Below are 20542 nucleotides of genomic sequence, written 5' to 3'. Positions count from 1 at the left end.
GCAACTACTTTTATGTGGTAAAATATATAAGAATTAGTTTTTATTACAACTTAATCTAATTTATAAATTATTTAATAAAGTTAATTATTATTTTTAAATGTTTCCTTATTTTCCTTATAACTTATTTAATTTCTAAACTTTTTATAATCTCAGTAATTGCTACATATTCCAAGCAAGAAGGGAGTTTTATTGTGAAATGGGCTACTAAACCAAGTGATAAACAAACTTTGGGCGAAGAAATTGCCAATGCCATTTCCCATGGTTTAATGATTCCTTTAGGAGTTTTTATTCTTGTTTGTTTTTGTCTTAAAGCCTCTGTAATGTCAAATCCTAACGGTTATATTGTACTTGTTTTTAGCATATCGATGATTATTCTTTATTTGATGAGTACTTTGTATCATTCTTTATCCTTTACCAAAGCTCATAATTTTTTTCAAAAGACCGATCACATTAGTATTTATTTATTAATTTGGGGAACTTTTGCCCCTATTTTGTTACTTTTGCCAGAATTGCAAAAACCTTTATTTCCTCAATCAAATGTGCCAATTTCCAAAGGACAATGCTTTTTCGTTTGCCAATGTATTTTGGCTTTTTCAGGTATTATATGTAAAGTTTTTTGGATGAATAAAGGAAAAATCATTCATTTAATCTTTTATGCTTTGCTTGGATGGAGTGGGCTTTTGTTAGTGCCTGCAATGTGGAAAGCCAATATTTTTCATTTTGTTTTACTGGGCGGTGTTTTTTACAGTTTAGGCATCTATTTTTATGTTAAAGATAATAAAAAATATTTTCATTTTATTTGGCATCTTTTTGTTATGGCAGGAACTTGTTTTCATGCTTGGGGCATATATCGTTTGCTTGAAATTTTGCCAAACAATCAATAACAAATTGAAAAATTTCCAACAATACAAAGAAATCAAACTTGCAAACAAATAATTACAAACCCAAAAATAATTCCACTCATTAAAAGAAATTATTAATTAAAAATAAAAATAAATCAAATAACAAATAATTAAAATCCCAATCCCAAACTCAACCCAAAAAAATTAAGTCAAACAACAATTAAAATTAATATACAAACAACAAATAAATTATTACACATCAAAAAACGGAGAAAAATATATGAAAATTATGTCGGTAAATTCTGGTAGTTCTTCTTTAAAATTTCAATTATTAGAAATGCCACAACAAGAAGTAATTGTTTCAGGTTTAGTTGAAAGAATCGGTAGCAATCAGGCTGTTTTTACAATGAAGACCAAAGAAACAAAAGCCAAACAAGTATTAGAAGTGCTAAATCATCAAACAGCAGTAGAGTTATTGCTAGATGCTTTGATTCAAAAAAAAGTTATTAATACTTTGGAAGAAATCGAAGGAATAGGGCACCGCGTAGTTCAAGGTGGAGAAATATTTAGCGATTCTGCTGTTTTAACTGAAAAAACTCTTGCTCAAATTGAAAGTTTATGCGACCTAGCTCCCTTACATAATCCTGCAAACATCATAAGTATTAAAGCTTTTCAAAAAGTACTTCCCCAAGTTTTTCAAGTAGCTGTTTTTGATACTACTTTTCATCAAAGTATGCCTGCAGTTAATTTTTTATACGCCACTCCTTATTACTGGTACCAAAAATACCAAATTAGAAAATACGGAGCTCATGGTACATCTTATAAATACATAACTGAGCAAATGCAACAAATTTTGGGTAAAAAAAACGCCAAAATCATTATTTGTCATGCTGGCAACGGCGTTTCTTTATGTGCAGTTGATTCTGGTAAATCAGTTGATACTTCTATGGGTTTTACTCCGTTAGAAGGGGTTCCTATGGGAACTCGTAGTGGCAATATTGATCCTGCAGTAGTGAAATTTATAGCTGAAAAAGAAAACAAAACTGTTGCTTGTGTTATCGATGATTTGAATAAAAAATCAGGTTATTTAGGAGTATCAGGTATTTCTAATGACACTCGTGATATTTTGGCAAGCATTAAAGAAGGCAACCAGCAAGCCATTTTGTCACACGACATCCAAGTTAAGCGTATAGTTGATTATATTGCTAGTTATTACGTATTATTAAAAGGAGTTGATGCTTTAGTATTTACAGCTGGTATTGGCGAAAATTCTTCTTTTTTCCGTTCTGAAATTATTAAACGTTTATCAGTTTTAGGAATTAAGTTAGACGAAGAAAAAAACAAAGTTCAAGGCAAACAAGAACTTATTACAACTTTTGATTCTGCAATCAAAGCTTTTGTTGTTCCTACCAATGAAGAACTTGCTATTGCTCAAGATGTTTTGCGTTTACAACAAAATCAAACTAATCAAGATAAAGACGATCAGCAAGAATGTTTTTGCTGTTGCGGCTAATAATTAAATCACAAACCCAATCACTTTTATAGTTTTTGGGCTTTTTGGAGGAATACTCAAGTGGCCGAAGAGGCACGCTTGGAAAGCGTGTAGATCCAAAAGATGCGAGGGTTCGAATCCCTCTTCCTCCGCCAACTAAAATTAGCTATTTTTTGTTAGTTTGCAAAGTCAGTTTCATTTTGATAAAAATAATTTCCATAATTTCGTCGCTCATATTATTTTTTTAAGAACTTGTTTTTTAAGAATTTGTTTTTTAAGGGCTTGTTGTTGGGAAATGTTTTGGTAATTTGTTTTTTTTGCATTTGTTTTTTGCGTTTTTTTTGCATTTGTTTTTGGAACTTTTTATACTTATCTTTTTTTCTTTTGAGGTTTTTGGAATGCACATTTTTTATCTCAATTTATTCCCTCAAATCTTTTTTAAACATCGACACCAAAAATATTGACTGCAAAAAACTTATAAAAACACTCAATTATCATTCAAAAAACAACCCACCTAACTTTTTTACTTTACAAATTAACAAAATCAAGGTATAATATTCTATGTTATGGAATTTTAATTATTAAAATTATTTGGCGGTTATGGCGAAGTGGTTAACGCGGCGGCTTGTGGCGCCGATATGCGTGGGTTCGATTCCCACTAGCCGCCCCAGAATATATTTTACAAAATATAAAAATACAAAAATTATTATAAACATTATTTAATAATAAAATATCCAGATTATAAAGTTATATTGAGGCCCATAGCCAAGTGGTAAGGCAACGGACTTTGACTCCGTGATTCGTTGGTTCAAATCCAGCTGGGTCTGCCATTTTATAAGTGTTTATGAGTGATTAACGAACGAAAATAACAAAGTTAAACGCGGGTGTGGCGGAATGGAAGACGCACTAGACTTAGGATCTAGCGCTTAGGCGTGCAGGTTCAAATCCTGTCACCCGTACCATGCAACCTACTTGTAAATGAAGGGATATGATGTCAATGGTAGCATAACGGTCTCCAAAACCGCTCGTTCGGGTTCGAATCCTGATATCCCTGCCAAAAAAATTACCCCAATAAAAATATTTTAATAAAATAAAAAAACAATTAATTTTTTTGACAATCATTTTTTTGCTTTATTAAGATATTTTAAAACGCATTTTTTAATCATTTTTGCTCTTAAAATCTAAAAAAACCTTATTTATCTTTTTCAAACTACCCAAAAAAATAACTTTATCTCAAAAAACCACCAAAATCCATTGACAATTGTTTCTTTTTTTGATTAAATAAATGTGTAGATATAAAGTTTTATGATAAAATAAATATAAGCTATATTTAAGTTTTTTATAAAGCTAACAAATAAAGTATAAAACTTTTACAAACGCTTTTATTAGGAGGTTGGTTTTTTGAGATTTGAAGAATTGGTAACTTGGGTTTCCAATAATCCTTGGATTTTGGTTGTTGGCGCTGTTTTGTTCCCTGTATTGATATTTCTTTTAGTAAAATTAGTGATTAAAACGCTAATTTTCATTTATGTTGTTAATTTTCGTATTGCAGCTTTTTTTAGTCCTTCCAAACCGTCTAAAGAGAGCAAAAACAACGACAATAAAAACGAACAACCTCAAATTCCCAATGTTTTGATTAATAACAAAGACTTTGATTCTAATTGTTTAATTAATTTCAAATTAATGGAGATGATGGACAAAAAAGATAACAACCGTTCGCAAACCGATCTTTTAGAATTAAAGCATAAAATGCTTGAAACTTATTTTAATCAAAAGATCTTTGAATTAGAAATGAAACAAAAAATTAAAGAATTAGAAGAAAAACAACAGCAATCCAAAGCTGATACCATTCCTAATAATGCCCAAACTTTTAACTCACAAAAGAATTTTTGGGATGAAATCCCAGAAACTTTAAAACAAGTTTTAGAAAAATTAAATAACATCGAAGAAATGCAGTTCGAAATTTTACAAGATTACACTAAAAAAACTTATTACAGTTCTGATGATAGAGTTTTGTACGTTCATCCAGAAGACTTTTTGCACATCAATAAAGTTTTAGGACATAAAAAACAACAACAATTAAAAAATTAAATAAAAATATTAGGATGAAAGCATGTAAAAGCCCCTTTTTGCATGCTTTTTCTTTTTATCATTATGAAAAAACTACCTTTTTTAAACTAGTTTTGATTTTGCCTGCAAACAGATTACCTGATTTTTCCTTGCAACATCTTTTCAAACAATTCTAATTACCATTATTTTTTATGACATCACCACTATTAGGATCATAATTACAAACCTCTTTATCATCATTTTTGCTTTGATATTTGTATTTTACACGCCAAATTCTTATTTCTGTTTTGGGGTCATATTTATTTATATAATCAATATTTCCATTAGGGAAATATTTTGTATGTTTGATTTTATTTTGGGTTTGAGGATCATATTCTAAAACATATTCTACTTTGCCATTTTTACTATTATGGTGAGTTTCTTTTATAACATTTCCGCTTTTAGCATCATATTCATACATATATAAAATATTTGATTTGTCTTCTGCAAAACTTATTTCTTTAATTAATTTTTGCGTATGCGGATCGTATTCTTTAATATCTAAGATATTTCTGTCATTTTCAAAGACAGTATGTTTCATTTTATTGGCAGTTTGCAAATCATATTCTATGATATACCAAACACACTTTTCATCACCATTAAACGCTGTGAGTTTAATTTTTTTATTTGTTTTGCTATCATAATCCAAAATATGGTCAATGTTTCCATCCATGTTATAGATTTTTTCTTGAATAACATCCACATTATGATTAGGTTTGTTTTTTGTTGGGCTTATATTATCAATACTAATTATATTATCAATATTGTCAAAAGATTTAAAAATTAGCACCACTAACAACAATAATGTAAAAGTAGTTGTAATAGTTGCGAACCTAGTTCTTAATTTTATAATTTTCATATTTTTTAATTTATTATTGGGGAATTCTTAGATGTAATTTAATTTATCTTTCATTTAATTTATTTATTGTGAGATTAAGCATTTTTATAATACTTTAGATTATATGGTATTTTCAATAATATTATAACATTTATTTTATAATAATAATATTTTTTTAGCACTTATAATTGATTCATCAAAAAAAAATCTTGTTCTATGCTATAATTAATTTGTATAGTTGAAAATAATTCATAGTTAATAAATAAAAAAGGAAACAATGATTATTATAGTAATTATTTATGTTCAAAAATAAAACAAAAACTCCGCCACAAAGTCAAAAAACCAAATCTATCTTTTTAATTTTAAAAAAAAGTATGATTATTATTTTAGATTTTTTTCTAATCTATCTCTTTATTGCTTCTTTGGGTAATGCTTTTTTTCCTAAATATTCATCCAAATATCTAGGCATTGCTGCTTTTCCTGTGGCTTCTGGTAGTATGAAACCTTTTTTACAAGGTCCTAAAAATGAGGATTCAGGACAAATAGGGGATTTAGTTTTTATTAGAGGTGTTTGGGATGCTTCCAAACTTATGCCTGTCGGTGCTGTTGATGGGAAACAAATCACCAAAAATCCTACAACCAAACCTTATAAAGTAGGCACAACTCATCCAAAAAACGGCGATGTTGTAATTTTTGAAAACCCTAATTATAATAATCCTAATGTTTCTGAACAAGAAAGACAAGCAGCCCAAAAACATCGTTTTATTATTCATAGAGTCGTTTATAATGATTCAAAAAACGAATTAATTGGCACTTGGGGTGATGCAAATGATACCCAACACAAATACGAACAAAAAATTCCTTATAACAAAATTGTAGGCAAATATGTTTGTAAAGACCGTTATATTTTTCCATCCATCAAAAATTTCTTTTCTGATCTGTTTGCTTATATTGGTTCTTTCTTTGCTTTTTTATTCGAAAATCCCTTATATTTGTTTTTAATAATCGTTTATTTAATGATTATGGCGTATCTCTTATATTCCTTAATTAAAGAATTAAAAGCAGCCAAATAATTACAAAAATGCAATCAAATAACACCAAATTACAAAATAATACAACAATTTTACAATAACAAACCAAAAGGTAAACAATTAATGTGGCAACAAATCATTAATAATCAAAAAACTAAACCTTATTTTAAAAAAATATTTACTTTTTTGCAAGAAGAAAAAACCAATCACAAAATTATTTATCCCAATCAAGAAGATATTTTTGCAGCTTTTAATTTAACTCCTTTTGAAAAAGTAAAAGTAGTTATTTTGGGGCAAGATCCTTATCATGGCAAAAATCAAGCTCACGGGTTGTCTTTTAGTGTAAAAACCTTCCAAAAACCACCTAGTTTATCCAATATTTTTAAAGAATTACAAAATGATTTACAAATTACTGCTCGCACCAATAATTTAACTAAATGGGCGCTAGAAGGCGTTTTGATGATTAATGCTATTTTGACTGTTGAAAAAGATAAACCTTTAAGTCACCATCAAATTGGTTGGCAAGAATTTACCAAAACTATTTTTCAAGCTTTGCAAGCTAAACCAAATATAGTCTATATTTTGTGGGGAAAATTTGCTCAAACCTACGAACAATATATTTGTCAATCCCAAAATTGCATAATTAAAAGCCCCCATCCTTCCCCTTTTTCCGCTCATAGAGGTTTTTTTGGATCTAAACCTTTTTCTCGTGCTAATACTTATTTACAAACTTGTGGAATTAAAGTTGTTGATTGGAATCTTTAACTTTTTTATAATATTTTTAATTTTATAATATTTAAACCTATTTTGTTGAAAATTTTTATTTTTGCCACCTTTTGAATTATTTTTTGTCTCTCGTTTTGTATTATTTTTATTTTGTGATTTTCATTTATTAATTTAAAAGTAAAATTACTAACTACCCCAAAAGAAAGCCAAGGTTTCATTTTTATGAATAAAACAAACCGTTTTTTTGAAAAAGTAAGCAGTTATCAAAATCAAGGAATCAACCTTCCCCAACGTCAAACCAAATTCAGCGCTGGTTATGATTTTGAAGCAGCCCAAAGCATGGAAATCCCACCGCAAACAGTCATTTTGGTTCCCACAGGAATTAAAGCATCTTTTCCTTGGAACGAAGTTTTATTAATTTATGTAAGGTCTTCTTTGCCCTTGAAAAAACAACTAACCCTTGCCAACGGCGTGGGAGTAGTCGATAGTGATTATTATAATAATTTGCAAAATGAAGGTCATATTTTTATTGCCTTGTATAATTTTTCTAAAAACCCAGTTCAAGTTTGTAAAGGCGAAAGAATTGCACAAGGAATTTTTCAACCCTTTTTTCAAATTACCCAAGAAAAAGAAAATAATTTTGCCAGAAAAGGCGGTTTTGGTAGCACAAAGTAACAAAATTGTATCCAAATCAACAAAAACATTGTTAAATGGTTTTAAATATGGTAAAATATGTTAGGAAAAAAGTTATTTATTTTTATTTTTATTATTTCAAAAACATTTCAAAAACATTTCAAAAACATTTCAAAAACATTTTAAAAACATTTTATTGTTTGTTTTTTGTTCTTGGTTTTTAATGCATTTGTTTGTTTGTTGCCGTTTTTGCTACTAGGAAAACCATTTTGCCCGTCAATTTTGATTATTTAATTATTTTTTTAATTGTTATATTTGTGATTTATAAATTTATAATTATCAAATAATTATTAAAACGCCATTTTCCTTCCCCAAACAAATTTGCAAAAAAGCTTTTATGTAATTATAAGGGATGTATAAATGCATTGCTCAAACATTTTTGACACAATTAAAAAATTTAGCAATTTAGCACAATATTTGCAAATAGAAATAAAAACTTGATGATGCATCATCATTTTGGATCAATTTTGATACACAATTCACAATTAAAAAATGTATTAAATAGTTAAAATGCAAAAGCCCAAACACAAACAAAATTATCATTTATTTATTTTTTATCATAATTTAAAACAATATTTCAAAAAATATCAATTAAAATAAAAAGGAGTTTTTAATAACAATGGCAGTAGTTACAATAAAACAATTATTAGAATCAGGAGTATATTTTGGTCATGCCACTCGCAAATGGAATCCCAAAATGAAACCCTACATTTTTACTTCTAGAAATGGCATTCACATCATCAACTTGAAAAAAACCTCAGAAGAAATTGAAAAAGCTTATCAAGAATTGCTAAACATCATTACTTCAGGCGGCAAAGCTTTATTTTTAGGCACTAAAAAACAAATTCAATCAGCGATTAGAGAAGAAGCGCAACGTTCACAACAATACTACGTGGATCATCGTTGGTTAGGTGGCACATTAACTAATTTCAAAACTATTTTAAAAAGAATCGAATTACTTCATTTGCTCCACAAACAAGAAGAAGAAGGACTTTGGAAAAAACTTCCTAAAAAAGAAGTAGTGCAATTAAAGCGTAAAAGAGACAAATTAGAAAAATTCTTAGGCGGCATCAAAGACATGAAAGACTTGCCTCAAGCTATTTTTGTTGTTGACCCAGAAAAAGAAAGCATCGCAGTTGCCGAAGCGCGCAAATTAGGAATCAAAGTTTTTGGAATTGTAGACACTAACTGCGACCCTGATTTAGTAGACTACATTATTCCTGCTAATGACGACGCTATTAGAGGAGTGAAATTAATTATTTGGTTAATGGCTAATGCTTGTGTTGAAGGCACTGGTGGCGTTGCTGAAAAAGCAGAAACTTTTGATGCTAAAAACCCATTAAAACCTCGAAATTACAATACCCCTAACAAACGTCCTTACCAAGATTCGCCAAGAAAACCATCTTACCAAAATCAAAATCAAAACCAAATATAATTAAACTTTTTTTGGTCCTTAACTAACCAATACGCAATTTTTATTTTTACAATTTATAATTAAAAGTAATTAAATCATTAAAATTTAGAATGGAGCAACAAATGAAAATTACAGCCGAAATGATTAAGGATTTACGTCAAAAAACGCATGCTGGAATGAAGGAATGTCACAAAGCTTTACAACAAACTGAAGGCAACATCGAAAAAGCCATCGTGTTTTTAAGAGAAAAAGGCATCATTAAAGCAGCTCAAAAACAAGGACGTGCAACTTCTGAAGGCATAACTAATATTGTTTTTGCTGGCAATAACGCTTTTTTATATGAAATCAATTCTGAGACTGATTTTGTTTCCAAAAACGAACATTTTCAACAATTAGTAAAAGTACTTGGAGAAATTATTTTAAAAAACCAATTATCTAACGCCAAAGACCTTTTAGCCTTTAATTACCAAAATAAAACTGTTCAAGAATTATTGTTAGAAAAAACCTCAGTTTTGGGCGAAAACATTACTCTTAAACGTGTTTTAAAAGTTACTAAAAAGCCTCAAGAATCTTTTGGAACTTACAAACACCAAGGCGGACGTATTTCTGTTTTGGTAGTTTTAAAAAACGACTGCCCTTCTGTATCAGAAGACATAGCGATGCATATAGCTGCTTCCAAACCGCAATTTTTAACTCCTGACAAAGTAGATCCTACATTTTTAGCAGAAGAAAAAAAGATTTTACATAAACAAACTGCCAAAGAATTATCCGACAAACCCGCACAAATGATAGAAAAAATTGTTGAAAATCGTTTAGGCAAAATGTTAAAAGACATGTGTTTATCAGAACAACCTTTTGTCAAAAATGCAGATCAAAAAGTAAAAGATTATCTTAAAGCCAACAACACTGATGTAGTTTCTTATGTGCGTTGGGAAATGGGCAACTAATAATTCAAAAATCTTTATTTCATACTTTATTTAACAAACTCAAATTTAGACTCTTTTAAAGATGTTGCAGATGTTTATGAAGAAAGGTTTTGTGGATGCATAAAAAAATTCTTTTAAAATTAAGTGGTGAATCCCTTAAAGGCGAATCTTCATACGGAATTGACCCTCGCACCATTAAAAAAATTGCTTGGGAAATCAAAGAAATCAAAGATTTAGGAGTCAAAATTGCCATCATTGTAGGAGCAGGTAACCTTTGGCGCGGACGCACTGGTGAAGAACTGGGTATGGATCGTTCTCAGGCAGATTATATGGGAATGCTTGGAACTATCATGAATTCTTTAGCTTTGCAAGATGCCTTAGAACAAACAAATACCATCACACGCGTGATGACTGCCTTTCCTGTTTCTTCGGTAGCCGAACCCTATATTCGCCGTAAAGCTATTCGTCATTTGGAAAAAGATAGAGTAGTTATTTTAGGTGCAGGGGCTGGTTCTCCTTACTTTTCCACCGACACTGCTGCTGCCCTAAGAGCTGCTGAACTAAACATTGATGTTATTTTAATGGCTAAAAATAATATTGAAGGTGTTTACAATAAAGATCCCAAAAAACATCAAGATGCCGTTTTAATCAAACACATGAAACACCAACAAATCTTATCTCAAAGACTGGCAGTTATGGATATTACAGCCGCTTCTCTTTGTTTAGAAAATAACATCGATATTTTAATTTTTAATATGTTAAAAAAAGGTAATATCAAAAAAGTTGTACTCAAAGAAGGCAACATAGGTACTGTTATTAGTTCAAAAGGAGAATAAATATGCAACAACTTGCCAAAGATATTCTTGCGTCGTTAGAAACTAAAATGACTCAAGCCCAAGAAGTAATGTTAAAAAACTTTTGCGATATTCGCACTGGAACTGCTAATCCTAATATTTTAGATAAAATTACTGTTAATTATTATGGAGCACCCACTTTTTTAAAAACGTTAGCCTCTATTAGCGTTTCTGAAGGCAACCAACTCAACATCAAACCTTACGATAGCACTTTAATTCCTAATATTAAAAAAGTTTTTTTGTCATCTAATCTAGGAATCACTCCTCAAACTGATGGTGTAGTTGTAAGACTTGTTTTCCCCAAACCAACCGAAGAGAGAAGAAAAGCTTTAATGAAAGAAGTAGAGCAACTAGCAGAAAAGACCAAAGTAGCTATTAGAAACGTGCGTCGCGAAGGCAATGACAAAATCAAAAAAGTGGAACTTACTAAAGATTTAGAAACTTTTTATTTAAATCAAATTCAAACATTAACTGATAAAAACATTAAACTTATTGAAAAACACACCACCACTAAAAACACTGAATTATTAAAAGCTTAAAATGATTTCGTTTTCCAAATACAACAATTTTACCCAATTTTTACCTTTCGCTTTAAAAAAATGGAGGTTTATATGATAAAAAAGAGAATAATAACAGGGGCCACCTTAGTTTTATTTTCTTTTTTCTTTTATTATTATGCCCCTTTAGAAATCAAATTTGTAGTTTTTGCCCTTTTAGCAATAAAAGCAGTGCAAGAAATATTTTTTATACTCAAACATCCCAAAGATACCCAAAAACAGACCTTTATTAAATTTGGGTTAGTTGCCACTTCTACTTTATTATTTTTTACAGTTGTTTGTTTGATTTTGTATCCAAATATTTGTCAAAATCAAAACTTAATAAAAGACGCAAAACAATTAAACTTTTTATTCCTTAATAAAGACACATTTGTATCCCTAACAAAATCAACTCCCTCGAACCTAAATTTTTTCCTTCTTTTATTCTTGCCTTTTGTGTTAGTTTTAATAATGCTAGTTTTTTTACCTTTTTTGCAAACTAAAGATGTAAGCAAAACCTTTCTTATCACTTTTTATATTGGTTTTTTGATGGCTTGTCTTTTTTCTTTGTTTTTCCTGCATTGGCATTATTTGCTTTTGTTTTTTTTAGCAGTTATGCTCACTGATTCTTCTGCTTTTTTAGCACGTTTCCCGCGTTTTTGCCCCTTTTTAGGGACAAGACCCCTAGCTTTTCACCTAAGTCCTAAAAAAACTCAAAAAGGTGCTATTTTAGGCACTTTTGGTTCTACTATAACAGTTTTGATGGTCTTTTTATTTGTTGATTGCAACTCTTGCATTAGTTCCCCCATCTATGCTTTTTTAATTTCTATTATTTCTCAAATTAGCGATTTGTTAGCTTCCAAATTTAAAAGAGATTATGGCATCAAAGACTTTGGAAGTTTCCTTCCAGGTCATGGTGGTTTTTTAGATAGGTTTGATTCTTGGCTTTTGAGTTCTTTTTTTGCTCTCATACTCTTTAATTTACCTTTTTAAACAAATCCAAACTACCATATTTATTTATATTTTTTCAACATTTAATCTTTTTGCCCTTGCCTTGTTATGATATAATTTTATTTGTAAATGTTAATATAAAATAATAACTCTTTTCGCGTTTTTCCTTTCTCTTTATCACAAATTTAAATTCAATATTTTAAAACTTTTTAACAATTTCCATTTCAAAAATATTGATTTAAAAAATTAGTTCAAATTTGTCCACCATCTATTTTTTGTAAAAAAAATATTAAAGGAGTAATTTATGAATTACAAACCAAGAACAAAAGTGATTGCAGGTAATTGGAAAATGTACAAATGCAAAGACGAAGCCCTGGAATTCATCCAAAAAGTAAGCTTGCAAGTTCCTGACCAAACCCAAGTCCAAACTTTAATTTTCCCCCAACTTACCTTATTGGATTCCTTAGCACAACTCCAAGGCACTAATTTACAAGTAGGGGCCCAAAATATGTTTTATGAATCCGAAGGCGCTTTTACTGGCGAAGTTTCACCACAAAATTTGCTTTCATTAGGTGTCAAGAACGTTTTATTAGGACACAGCGAAAGAAGAACTTTTTTTGGAGAAACCGATCAAACAGTTAATCTAAAACTTTTATCAGCTCTCAAACACAAATTAGTTCCTACTGTTTGTGTGGGCGAATCGCTTCTTACCAAGGAAAATAACCAAACCCAAGTGTTTTTAGACCAACAATTAACCAACATTTTTGCAGGTGTTCCAGAAGAAGCATTACAAAACATCATCATCGCTTATGAACCGGTTTGGGCAATTGGTACAGGCAAAAGTGCAACTCCCCAAGATGCTAACAAAGTCATTGAAAAAATCAGAGACAAAGTCACTGCAATTTATTCTTCCCAAGCATCTTGTGCCATGAGAATTATTTATGGCGGTTCAGTGTCTGTTACCAACATTAAAACCATTTTAGAACAACCCGCTATTGATGGCATTTTAGCAGGAAAATCTTCCCTCCAAACTGAGGATTTTTTATTTTTTGCTCAAATAGCAAGCAAACAAGCCTTAGCTTCCACTAAAGATATTTTTCAAAAAAATGATTGTCCTTTTTGCTGTTAATTCCAATTTACAATTAGGAAAATAAGACAAACATTTAGCAAAGGTTTTTATTTTAATTTGCTACAATTAATTAATTCATCCCCTTTTTTTCTAATTTCATTTTTGCATTTTTTCTTTCATTTTTGCATTTCATCATTTTTTGTGTTTCTCAAATACGATAGGATAATAGGAGTTTCAAATGAAACAAAAAAAAGAATCTTTATTTATTTTTGATATTGATGGCACCCTTTTAAGTTCTAAATATAAAAAAATCTTTCCCCAAACAATCAAAACCATCCAAACTTTAGCCCAAAACCCTGATAATGTTTTAGCAGTTGCCACAGGAAGAAACATTAAAAGAATAGATGTTTTAGGCAATTTGCTACCTTATTTCAAACATTTTGTCTTTTTTAACGGCGGTCTTACTAAATATTTTGATAAAGTAATTGATGATAGACCTTTTAAAAAAGAAGTAGTCAAAGAACTAATCGCAAAAGCCCATCAAGCCAAAATTCACATAGGTCTTACAGGAATGACACAAGAAATTGTACCAAGCCCACAAGACTTAATTCCGCCTTCATTAGGAGAACTTTACTGCACTAATAAAAAATCTGTAGTGGACCCTGAATTTCATCTTCACAACAATGTTTATCAAGTGTGGTTATTCGAACCCAACAAAGAAAAATTGCAAAATTTTCTTAAAGATTTGAAAGATTTGCAAGCGTATTATTGGAGAACTAATGGTGGTGTTGATTTGGTGCCTCAAAGTGTGAATAAAACTTGTGGTATTAAAAAATTAAAAGAATTTTACCCCCATCATCAATTAGTTTGTGTAGGGGACGGCTATAATGATGTTGAAATGCTTAAATTAGCTGATGTAGGCATCGGATTGGAAAACACCAATTGCCAAGAAATAAAAGATAATTGCAATCTTTTAGCTCCTCATATCGACGATGATAAATTCTATGATTTTTTAAAACTACATCATTTAGTTTAATTTTTTCTTTTGGATTTTGATTTTAAAACAGCATGCATTTTTACTTACTTTTATAATTTTTATATTTTTTTCTCTGTTTTGTGATTTTAAAACTGTTAATTTGCATTCCTTTTGACCAACAATAATATATTTTGTTTTTTGCACTTATACTTGCAAAACTACCCAGAATCCTAAATTATTTTTTAGTCCAAAAGCCAATTAACAAACCTCATTAATTACAATTTAGATGCAAATCTAAAACCAAAGAAAGGATTAAGTTAAATGTTAACTTCCGATAAAAATGTTCTTTTAAAAGCGCATCAACAAGAATACGCTATAGCTCAAGTAAATATTAATAATTTAGAATGGACCAAAGCTGCTTTACAAACTGCCGAAGAACTAAAATCACCTGTTATTTTAGGAGTATCCGAAGGAGCTGCGAAATATATGGGAGGGCTTAAAACAGTCGTTGCAATGGTAAGAGAACTAGACGCCTTTTATAAGGTTTCTGTCCCTGTTATTTTGCATTTAGATCACGGTTCTTATGAAGGTGCCAAACAAGCAATGGAGGCAGGATTCACTTCTGTTATGTTTGATGGCAGTCATTATGATTTTGCCCAAAATTTAAGTAAAACCAAAGAAATCACCGAGATATGTCACCAAAAAGGACTTTTAATAGAAGCAGAAGTTGGGGGCATCGGCGGCGAAGAAGACGGCATTATTGGTCAAGGAGAAATTGCAGATCCTCAAGAATGCAAACAAATTGCTGATTTAGGTGTTGATATGCTTGCTGCTGGAATTGGTAATGTGCACGGTAAATATCCTGATAATTGGACAGGACTTGATTTTAGTGTTTTTGCCAAAATTAGAGAACTTACCAACAAACAAACGCCCCTAGTGCTGCACGGAGGCACTGGTATTCCTGAAGACATGATTAAAAAAGCTATTTCTTTGGGAGTAGTAAAAATCAACGTCAACACTGAATTTCAATTAGTTTTTGCCCAAGCTACTAGACAATACATTGAAGAAAAAAAAGATTTAACAGACAAAGGCTTTGATCCGCGTAAGTTATTAAATCCCGGCTTTTTAGCTATTAAAGAATTAATGATACATAAATTAGCTCTTTTTGGCTCAATCAACAAAGCTTAATTATTGAATATCAATATTTCCCAATTTTAAATCTTTCCCTTAAGAAAATATAGCTACAATTATAAAAAATTTCTTTTTTACATTTTAGAGAAGAAAGGTCCAAAATATGGCAAGTTCTAATACAAATATGAACACCAACAATACCATAGTTATTGTGTTATTAGCAATTAAAACACTTGTACCTATTGTTGTGGGTATTTTAACCTTGCGCAGTTATTTTAAAGGCAAAAAAATTGAAACTAAACGTTGTTTTATTAAGTGGTTAATTAAAGATATTAAAATTAGGTTAATTGAATGCGATAATTTTAAACTAAAAGAACAGTTTTCTTTAAAAATTCAATTTATTGTGGAAAGAATTGATGATTTTGAAAAGCAACGGTTAATGGGAGGCGAAATGTTTTTAACTTTTGTAATAGGAGCTTTTACCAATCGCAAATACAACCTTATAGAAGGCGAACTTGACCAATACTTAGAAGAACTAAATGCCATTAAAGACGAATTGCCAGAATCAACAATTGAAAAAATTAAAAAACATAAACGATAAAATAATACCAATATTTAAAAATCATTATTCCTCTAAACGATGGATAAAATAAATAAAATAAAACAACAAAAAAATAAAATTAACCATTCAAACAAACTATTTACTAATTTAGATTAAAAATAACTTAAAAATAATTAATATTTCCTAAGTGAAAGGCATAAATGCATGACAAAATCCTTAACTAATATGAATATTACAAATAAAAAAGTTTTATTGCGAGCAGACCTAAATGTTCCTTTAGAAAACAGCGTTATCACAGATGACAACAGAATTAAGGCTATTTTACCTACTTTAAAATATTTAGTTCAGCAAAAAGCTAAAGTTATTATTTTTTCTCATTTGGGACGCGTTAAAACTGAAGCTGATAAAGCCCATTTTAGCTTGCAAGTGGTAGCTGAAAAAATTGCTTTTTATTTGCAACAAAAAGTAAAGTTTGTTCCAGAAACTCAAGGCAACACCTTAAATCAAGCTGTTGGCCAGATGCTTCCAGGGGATGTTTTAGTAGTCCAAAATACTCGTTTTGAAGATGTTCCTTTCAAAAAAGAAAGTAAAAACGACCCCGAATTAGGCAAATATTGGGCATCTTTAGGTGATGTTTTTGTCAATGATGCTTTTGGTACATGCCATCGCACCCACGCTTCTAATGTAGGTATTGCAACATATATCAAAGAAAAATGCTTTGGTTTTTTGGTCGAAAAAGAAATATCTTTTCTCAAAAAAATTGTCCAAACTCCTCAAAGACCTTTGGTTGCTGTTTTGGGTGGCTCCAAAGTATCTGACAAAATTGGAGTTATTCGTAGTCTTTTGCAAAAAGTTGATGTTCTTTTGATAGGTGGAGGAATGAGCTATACTTGTCTTAAAGCCAAATGTTTTAACATAGGAACTAGTTTGTTAGAAGCAGACAAAATCCCTTTAGTAAAAGAATTATTAGCTTCTCCAGAAGTCAAAAAAATCGTTTTACCTAAAGATTTTGTTTGTGGCAAAGAATTTTCGCCAACAACACAAGCAGCTGTTTATAGTTATGATAATATTTCTGATGATGTAATGGGACTTGATATCGGACCTCAAACAATTGAACTTTTCAAAACGTATTTACAAACGGCTCAAACAGTTGTTTGGAATGGTCCTGTAGGAGTGTTTGAATTTGAACAATTTTCTAAAGGAACCAAAGCTTTAGCCCAAACAATAAGCAATCTTTCGCCCAATACAACTACCATTATTGGTGGTGGCGATAGCGCTGCTGCAGTCTTTAAATTCGGTCTAGATCAAAATTTCAGCCATATTTCTACGGGTGGAGGCGCTTTTTTAGAATTTTTAGAAGGAAAACCAATGCCAGGGCTTGCATGTATGGAGAAACTGTAATCACAACTCCCCTATTTTTATTTTATTTTTTGATCATTATTATTCTTCAAATTACCAAATATTACAAACATCACAAAATAAAACAATCCACACAACCAACAAATAGATCCATCATTTACATTAAAAAAGGATAAAAAAAGAAAAAGAGGTTTAATTAATTATGAAAGTTAAAGTAGCAATTAATGGTTTTGGGCGTATCGGTAAATTAGCCTTTCGTCTTGTTTTTGGAAATCCTAAATTTGAAGTAGTAGCTATCAATGATTTAGCAACTTTAGAAACTATTTCTTATTTATTAAAATACGACAGCATTCAAAAACCTTACAAATTAGACGCTGTTAGTTTTGAAGACAACTATTTAGTAGTTGAAGGACAAAAAATTCCTGTGTTTCAAGAAAAAAATCCTCAAGTTTTACCTTGGAAAAAACTAGGAGTAGATATTGTTTTAGAATGTACAGGTTTTTTTACTAGCAAAGAAAAAGCAGCTCTTCATTTAGAAGCTGGAGCTAAAAAAGTGTTAATTAGTGCTCCTGCTACTGGGGATGTAAAAACAGTTGTTTACAATGTTAATGACCAAATACTTACTAAAGAAGATGCCATTGTAAGCGGGGCTTCTTGCACTACTAACTGTTTGGCGCCCGTTGTTAAAGTCTTAAATGACAACTTCGGCATCAACCAAGCTTTTATGACTACCGTTCATAGTTATACCAGTGACCAAAGTTTAATTGATCAAAACCATCCCAAAGGCATTTGGACACGTCGCGGTAGAGCTGCAGCCTTTAATATGGTGCCAAGTTCTACTGGAGCTGCCAAAGCTATTAGTTTAGTTATTCCTGAATTAAAAGGAAAACTAGATGGTACAGCAATTAGAGTTCCTACAATTGCAGGATCTTTAGTTGACCTTACCGCAGAACTGACTCAAGAAGCTACTCCAGAAGCCATCAATGAAGCTTTCAAAAAAGCTGCTAATGAAACCCTAGCCTACGTTACAGATCCTATTGTTTCCTCAGATGTTATTGGAACAAGTTATGGTTCTTTATATGATTCTCACACTTTGCAAGTCCTCAAAGAAAAACCTAAATTTATTAAATTAATGTCTTGGTATGACAATGAAATGAGTTATGTTAGTCAATTAGTAAGATTGCTTCACAAAGTAGCAACTTTAGTTTAATCCTTTTTGAACCTATCTTTATTACAAATAAAACTCCTTAGATCATTTTTTTGAAAGTGGTCTATTTTCTTTATTCTCTCCTTTGCAACTCTTCAAAAATATTGTTATCACTTTATTATTAATTAAATTTATTATCAATATCTTTTATTAATGATTTTCTATTGGCGATCATCCCACTATTTTTTCTCCACTTTTTTCCCTTAGTTTATATTTTTATTTGCAACATTATATTATTATAAAATATTATCAAAACCAATAATTATTCCCTTGCTAAAAATACCCTCCCTTCACCTTTATTTTATTTTTTTACCCCAATTATTACTTTGCCTGATGAAAAGTAATTTTGATATTTCTTTAGAAAGAAATTAATCTCATATGCTAAAAACCAACAACAAAGAAACAAAAGTTTTTTTCTCCCCCTTGCAAAAACACATTATTGCTTCTATTTTGTTAGGATTCACAATTGTGTTAGAATTTGCTTATGATAAGTTAGGGATTGCCAAAATGGGAGCAAATATTGGCTCTTTTATTAAAGTTTCTCTCCTTCCCTTAATTTTAATTGGTTTTTTATTAGGCAAAAAACATAGCTTTCTTTTTTGTACTCTTTATGCCTTATTTCATCTATTTAAAGCTATTTTTTTAAGTGAATCCAACAATATTTTAGCTTATATGCAAGCCCAAAAAATGCGCTCCTTACAACAAATTGCAGTTTTACTTTTGGATTATCTTTTAGTTGATTTATCTTATAGTCTTTCTTTTGTTTTTTATACCCCTAATTTAAAATATTTTGATAATTATAAAAGCATTTTACTTAATTTATTAATAGTTTTTGCCTCTGTTTTTGCTTTTAAATGTTTGGCTTCTTATTTTATTTGGTTGCCCCTTATTGCAAATAAACAAAATTATTTCCCCTTTTTAGCTCCCCTAATCAACTACCCTATTATTTGGTGTTTTTGTTATAATTTAATCCCCGTTTTTGCTACTTTTATCTTTATTTTTATTTTTTTATTTTTCTTAAATCCTAGAATTAAAACTTACCTTAACTATTATAGATAATTTTTGCCCCCCCTCCTCTTTTTTCCTCAATGTTGTCAAAGAACATTTTATTAATTCAATATAAATAATAAAATTACATACACAAAGAAAAGAGAAAAACTATGAATAATAATTTTAATCGCAATCCAAAACTTTTAAGACAAATTATCCTAACTTCTTTTTTAACTTCCTTATCTATTGTTTTATCTAAAATACTACAAATTATATTCCCAGATAAAACAACATCCTTTCCAGGGTTTCATTTTATTCATATAGATGTAAATATTCTTGTCTATGTGCGTTTTTTACCTTTAATTGTAATGTCTTTTTATGTTCCTTGGCATCTTTCTTGCCTGGGTGCTTGTTTGGCTGAAACAATTGGATATTTTGTAGGATATGGTTATGAATTTGGTTATCAGTTTGAACTGATTGCTAATTTAGCTTGTGTTTTATCGTTTGGATTATTACCTGGTTTGTTGTTAAGACCCCAAGATAATTTTTTAAAAATGTATTTAGTTGTTGTCATGTTATCAGCTTTATATCAAACATTATATTGGTATGTAATTTTAAAATGGTGGTGGACAGCCGAAATAAATATTTTTTCCCAAGATATTACCATCCAACAAATTGCAACAACTATGGTAAATAAAGGGCTCTTTATTGCTTTGCCCCTTGTCTTTGTGACTTCCCTTTTTGTAGTTATCCTTTTAAAAGAGCTGTTTAAAAGATTGCAATTTTTAGCAGATACTTACGAATTTTATAAGAAATAATCAAATTTATTAGTTTAT

Annotated in this window: 21 protein-coding genes and 5 tRNA genes; 25 read left to right on the top strand and 1 reads right to left on the bottom strand. The window is 30.1% G+C overall.

Annotated features, from left to right (window positions below; genetic code table 11):
* Positions 1-191: 191 nt before the first annotated feature.
* From trhA to KE631_RS00535, 9 genes are all read left to right on the top strand, one after another.
* Entirely contained in the window at positions 192-884 is a 693-nt protein-coding gene (gene trhA / locus KE631_RS00575) for a PAQR family membrane homeostasis protein TrhA (RefSeq protein WP_212508946.1), read from the top strand.
* 238 nt (positions 885-1122) lie between these two features.
* Positions 1123-2355, top strand: coding sequence for an acetate kinase (locus tag KE631_RS00570; RefSeq protein ID WP_212508945.1), 1233 nt, complete (start codon positions 1123-1125; stop codon positions 2353-2355).
* A gap of 46 nt (positions 2356-2401) precedes the next feature.
* A tRNA-Ser gene (locus KE631_RS00565) sits at positions 2402-2489 on the top strand.
* A 439-nt stretch (positions 2490-2928) separates the two neighbouring features.
* Positions 2929-3004, top strand: a tRNA-His gene (locus KE631_RS00560).
* Positions 3005-3089: 85 nt separating this feature from the next.
* A tRNA-Gln gene (locus KE631_RS00555) sits at positions 3090-3164 on the top strand.
* 50 nt (positions 3165-3214) lie between these two features.
* Positions 3215-3296, top strand: a tRNA-Leu gene (locus KE631_RS00550).
* Positions 3297-3316: 20 nt separating this feature from the next.
* A tRNA-Trp gene (locus KE631_RS00545) sits at positions 3317-3391 on the top strand.
* Between the two features lie 344 nt (positions 3392-3735).
* On the top strand, positions 3736-4425 hold the full coding sequence (locus KE631_RS00540) for a hypothetical protein (protein WP_249291045.1): 690 nt from the start codon (positions 3736-3738) through the stop codon (positions 4423-4425).
* A 14-nt stretch (positions 4426-4439) separates the two neighbouring features.
* The gene (locus KE631_RS00535) at positions 4440-4580 is read left to right on the top strand and encodes a hypothetical protein (protein WP_212508944.1); all 141 of its coding nucleotides are present in this window, start codon (positions 4440-4442) and stop codon (positions 4578-4580) included.
* Here the strand turns inward: KE631_RS00535 and KE631_RS00530 are convergent.
* Positions 4577-5302: a DUF2963 domain-containing protein gene (locus KE631_RS00530; RefSeq protein WP_212508943.1), complete on the bottom strand. Its 726-nt coding sequence runs from the start codon at positions 5300-5302 to the stop codon at positions 4577-4579. The two genes, KE631_RS00535 and KE631_RS00530, sit on opposite strands and share 4 nt — an antisense overlap.
* Before the next feature lie 278 nt (positions 5303-5580).
* Between KE631_RS00530 and KE631_RS00525 the strand changes: the two genes are divergently transcribed.
* The 16 genes from KE631_RS00525 to KE631_RS00450 all read left to right on the top strand — a co-directional run bounded on the left by KE631_RS00525 (position 5581) and on the right by KE631_RS00450 (position 20524).
* The gene (locus tag KE631_RS00525) at positions 5581-6354 is read left to right on the top strand and encodes a S26 family signal peptidase (RefSeq protein WP_212508942.1); all 774 of its coding nucleotides are present in this window, start codon (positions 5581-5583) and stop codon (positions 6352-6354) included.
* Between the two features lie 81 nt (positions 6355-6435).
* Positions 6436-7077, top strand: coding sequence for a uracil-DNA glycosylase (locus KE631_RS00520; RefSeq protein ID WP_212508941.1), 642 nt, complete (start codon positions 6436-6438; stop codon positions 7075-7077).
* Positions 7078-7260: 183 nt separating this feature from the next.
* Positions 7261-7713: a dUTP diphosphatase gene (dut, locus tag KE631_RS00515; protein ID WP_069028337.1), complete on the top strand. Its 453-nt coding sequence runs from the start codon at positions 7261-7263 to the stop codon at positions 7711-7713.
* A 637-nt stretch (positions 7714-8350) separates the two neighbouring features.
* A complete protein-coding gene (gene rpsB, locus KE631_RS00510) occupies positions 8351-9166 on the top strand; it encodes a 30S ribosomal protein S2 (RefSeq protein WP_212508940.1) in 816 nt (271 codons plus the stop codon).
* 101 nt (positions 9167-9267) lie between these two features.
* On the top strand, positions 9268-10092 hold the full coding sequence (tsf, locus tag KE631_RS00505) for a translation elongation factor Ts (RefSeq protein ID WP_212508939.1): 825 nt from the start codon (positions 9268-9270) through the stop codon (positions 10090-10092).
* An 89-nt stretch (positions 10093-10181) separates the two neighbouring features.
* Entirely contained in the window at positions 10182-10907 is a 726-nt protein-coding gene (gene pyrH / locus KE631_RS00500) for a UMP kinase (protein WP_212508938.1), read from the top strand.
* A gap of 2 nt (positions 10908-10909) precedes the next feature.
* Complete coding sequence (gene frr, locus KE631_RS00495) at positions 10910-11464, top strand: ribosome recycling factor (RefSeq protein ID WP_212508937.1); 555 nt, start codon at positions 10910-10912, stop codon at positions 11462-11464.
* A gap of 72 nt (positions 11465-11536) precedes the next feature.
* Positions 11537-12454 (top strand): phosphatidate cytidylyltransferase, encoded by a 918-nt coding sequence (locus tag KE631_RS00490; protein WP_212508936.1) that lies wholly within the window; start codon positions 11537-11539, stop codon positions 12452-12454.
* A gap of 262 nt (positions 12455-12716) precedes the next feature.
* Positions 12717-13541 (top strand): triose-phosphate isomerase, encoded by an 825-nt coding sequence (gene tpiA, locus KE631_RS00485; RefSeq protein ID WP_212508935.1) that lies wholly within the window; start codon positions 12717-12719, stop codon positions 13539-13541.
* Positions 13542-13719: 178 nt separating this feature from the next.
* A complete protein-coding gene (locus KE631_RS00480) occupies positions 13720-14517 on the top strand; it encodes an HAD-IIB family hydrolase (protein WP_212508934.1) in 798 nt (265 codons plus the stop codon).
* Positions 14518-14778: 261 nt separating this feature from the next.
* Positions 14779-15645, top strand: coding sequence for a class II fructose-1,6-bisphosphate aldolase (fba, locus tag KE631_RS00475; protein WP_212508933.1), 867 nt, complete (start codon positions 14779-14781; stop codon positions 15643-15645).
* A 106-nt stretch (positions 15646-15751) separates the two neighbouring features.
* Positions 15752-16189, top strand: a complete 438-nt coding sequence (locus KE631_RS00470) for a hypothetical protein (protein WP_212508932.1) — start codon at positions 15752-15754, stop codon at positions 16187-16189.
* A 165-nt stretch (positions 16190-16354) separates the two neighbouring features.
* A complete protein-coding gene (locus KE631_RS00465; RefSeq protein WP_212508931.1) occupies positions 16355-17551 on the top strand; it encodes a phosphoglycerate kinase in 1197 nt (398 codons plus the stop codon).
* Between the two features lie 160 nt (positions 17552-17711).
* Positions 17712-18719, top strand: coding sequence for a type I glyceraldehyde-3-phosphate dehydrogenase (gene gap / locus KE631_RS00460; protein WP_212508930.1), 1008 nt, complete (start codon positions 17712-17714; stop codon positions 18717-18719).
* Between the two features lie 375 nt (positions 18720-19094).
* On the top strand, positions 19095-19775 hold the full coding sequence (locus KE631_RS00455) for a hypothetical protein (RefSeq protein WP_212508929.1): 681 nt from the start codon (positions 19095-19097) through the stop codon (positions 19773-19775).
* 101 nt (positions 19776-19876) lie between these two features.
* On the top strand, positions 19877-20524 hold the full coding sequence (locus KE631_RS00450; protein WP_212508928.1) for a hypothetical protein: 648 nt from the start codon (positions 19877-19879) through the stop codon (positions 20522-20524).
* Positions 20525-20542 lie beyond the last annotated feature (18 nt).

The organism is 'Santalum album' aster yellows phytoplasma, assembly GCF_018283495.1.
Classification (GTDB): Bacteria; Bacillota_I; Bacilli_A; order Acholeplasmatales; family Acholeplasmataceae; genus Phytoplasma; species Phytoplasma asteris.
The sequence above is the reverse complement of the archived record's forward strand: the minus strand, read 5'-3'. Positions and strand labels throughout refer to the sequence as shown.

What these genes read in the sequence shown, in the direction of transcription:
- KE631_RS00450 (WP_212508928.1), top strand. Translation starts at nt 19,877, where the DNA reads ATGAATAATAATTTTAATCGCAATCCAAAACTTTTAAGACAAATTATC.
- tpiA (WP_212508935.1), top strand. Translation starts at nt 12,717, where the DNA reads ATGAATTACAAACCAAGAACAAAAGTGATTGCAGGTAATTGGAAAATG.
- KE631_RS00520 (WP_212508941.1), top strand. Translation starts at nt 6,436, where the DNA reads ATGTGGCAACAAATCATTAATAATCAAAAAACTAAACCTTATTTTAAA.
- KE631_RS00535 (WP_212508944.1), top strand. Translation starts at nt 4,440, where the DNA reads ATGAAAGCATGTAAAAGCCCCTTTTTGCATGCTTTTTCTTTTTATCAT.
- KE631_RS00525 (WP_212508942.1), top strand. Translation starts at nt 5,581, where the DNA reads ATGTTCAAAAATAAAACAAAAACTCCGCCACAAAGTCAAAAAACCAAA.
- KE631_RS00470 (WP_212508932.1), top strand. Translation starts at nt 15,752, where the DNA reads ATGGCAAGTTCTAATACAAATATGAACACCAACAATACCATAGTTATT.
- KE631_RS00465 (WP_212508931.1), top strand. Translation starts at nt 16,355, where the DNA reads ATGACAAAATCCTTAACTAATATGAATATTACAAATAAAAAAGTTTTA.
- KE631_RS00530 (WP_212508943.1), bottom strand. Translation starts at nt 5,302, where the DNA reads ATGAAAATTATAAAATTAAGAACTAGGTTCGCAACTATTACAACTACT.
- gap (WP_212508930.1), top strand. Translation starts at nt 17,712, where the DNA reads ATGAAAGTTAAAGTAGCAATTAATGGTTTTGGGCGTATCGGTAAATTA.
- dut (WP_069028337.1), top strand. Translation starts at nt 7,261, where the DNA reads ATGAATAAAACAAACCGTTTTTTTGAAAAAGTAAGCAGTTATCAAAAT.
- rpsB (WP_212508940.1), top strand. Translation starts at nt 8,351, where the DNA reads ATGGCAGTAGTTACAATAAAACAATTATTAGAATCAGGAGTATATTTT.
- KE631_RS00480 (WP_212508934.1), top strand. Translation starts at nt 13,720, where the DNA reads ATGAAACAAAAAAAAGAATCTTTATTTATTTTTGATATTGATGGCACC.
- KE631_RS00490 (WP_212508936.1), top strand. Translation starts at nt 11,537, where the DNA reads ATGATAAAAAAGAGAATAATAACAGGGGCCACCTTAGTTTTATTTTCT.
- KE631_RS00455 (WP_212508929.1), top strand. Translation starts at nt 19,095, where the DNA reads ATGCTAAAAACCAACAACAAAGAAACAAAAGTTTTTTTCTCCCCCTTG.
- frr (WP_212508937.1), top strand. Translation starts at nt 10,910, where the DNA reads ATGCAACAACTTGCCAAAGATATTCTTGCGTCGTTAGAAACTAAAATG.
- fba (WP_212508933.1), top strand. Translation starts at nt 14,779, where the DNA reads ATGTTAACTTCCGATAAAAATGTTCTTTTAAAAGCGCATCAACAAGAA.
- KE631_RS00570 (WP_212508945.1), top strand. Translation starts at nt 1,123, where the DNA reads ATGAAAATTATGTCGGTAAATTCTGGTAGTTCTTCTTTAAAATTTCAA.
- tsf (WP_212508939.1), top strand. Translation starts at nt 9,268, where the DNA reads ATGAAAATTACAGCCGAAATGATTAAGGATTTACGTCAAAAAACGCAT.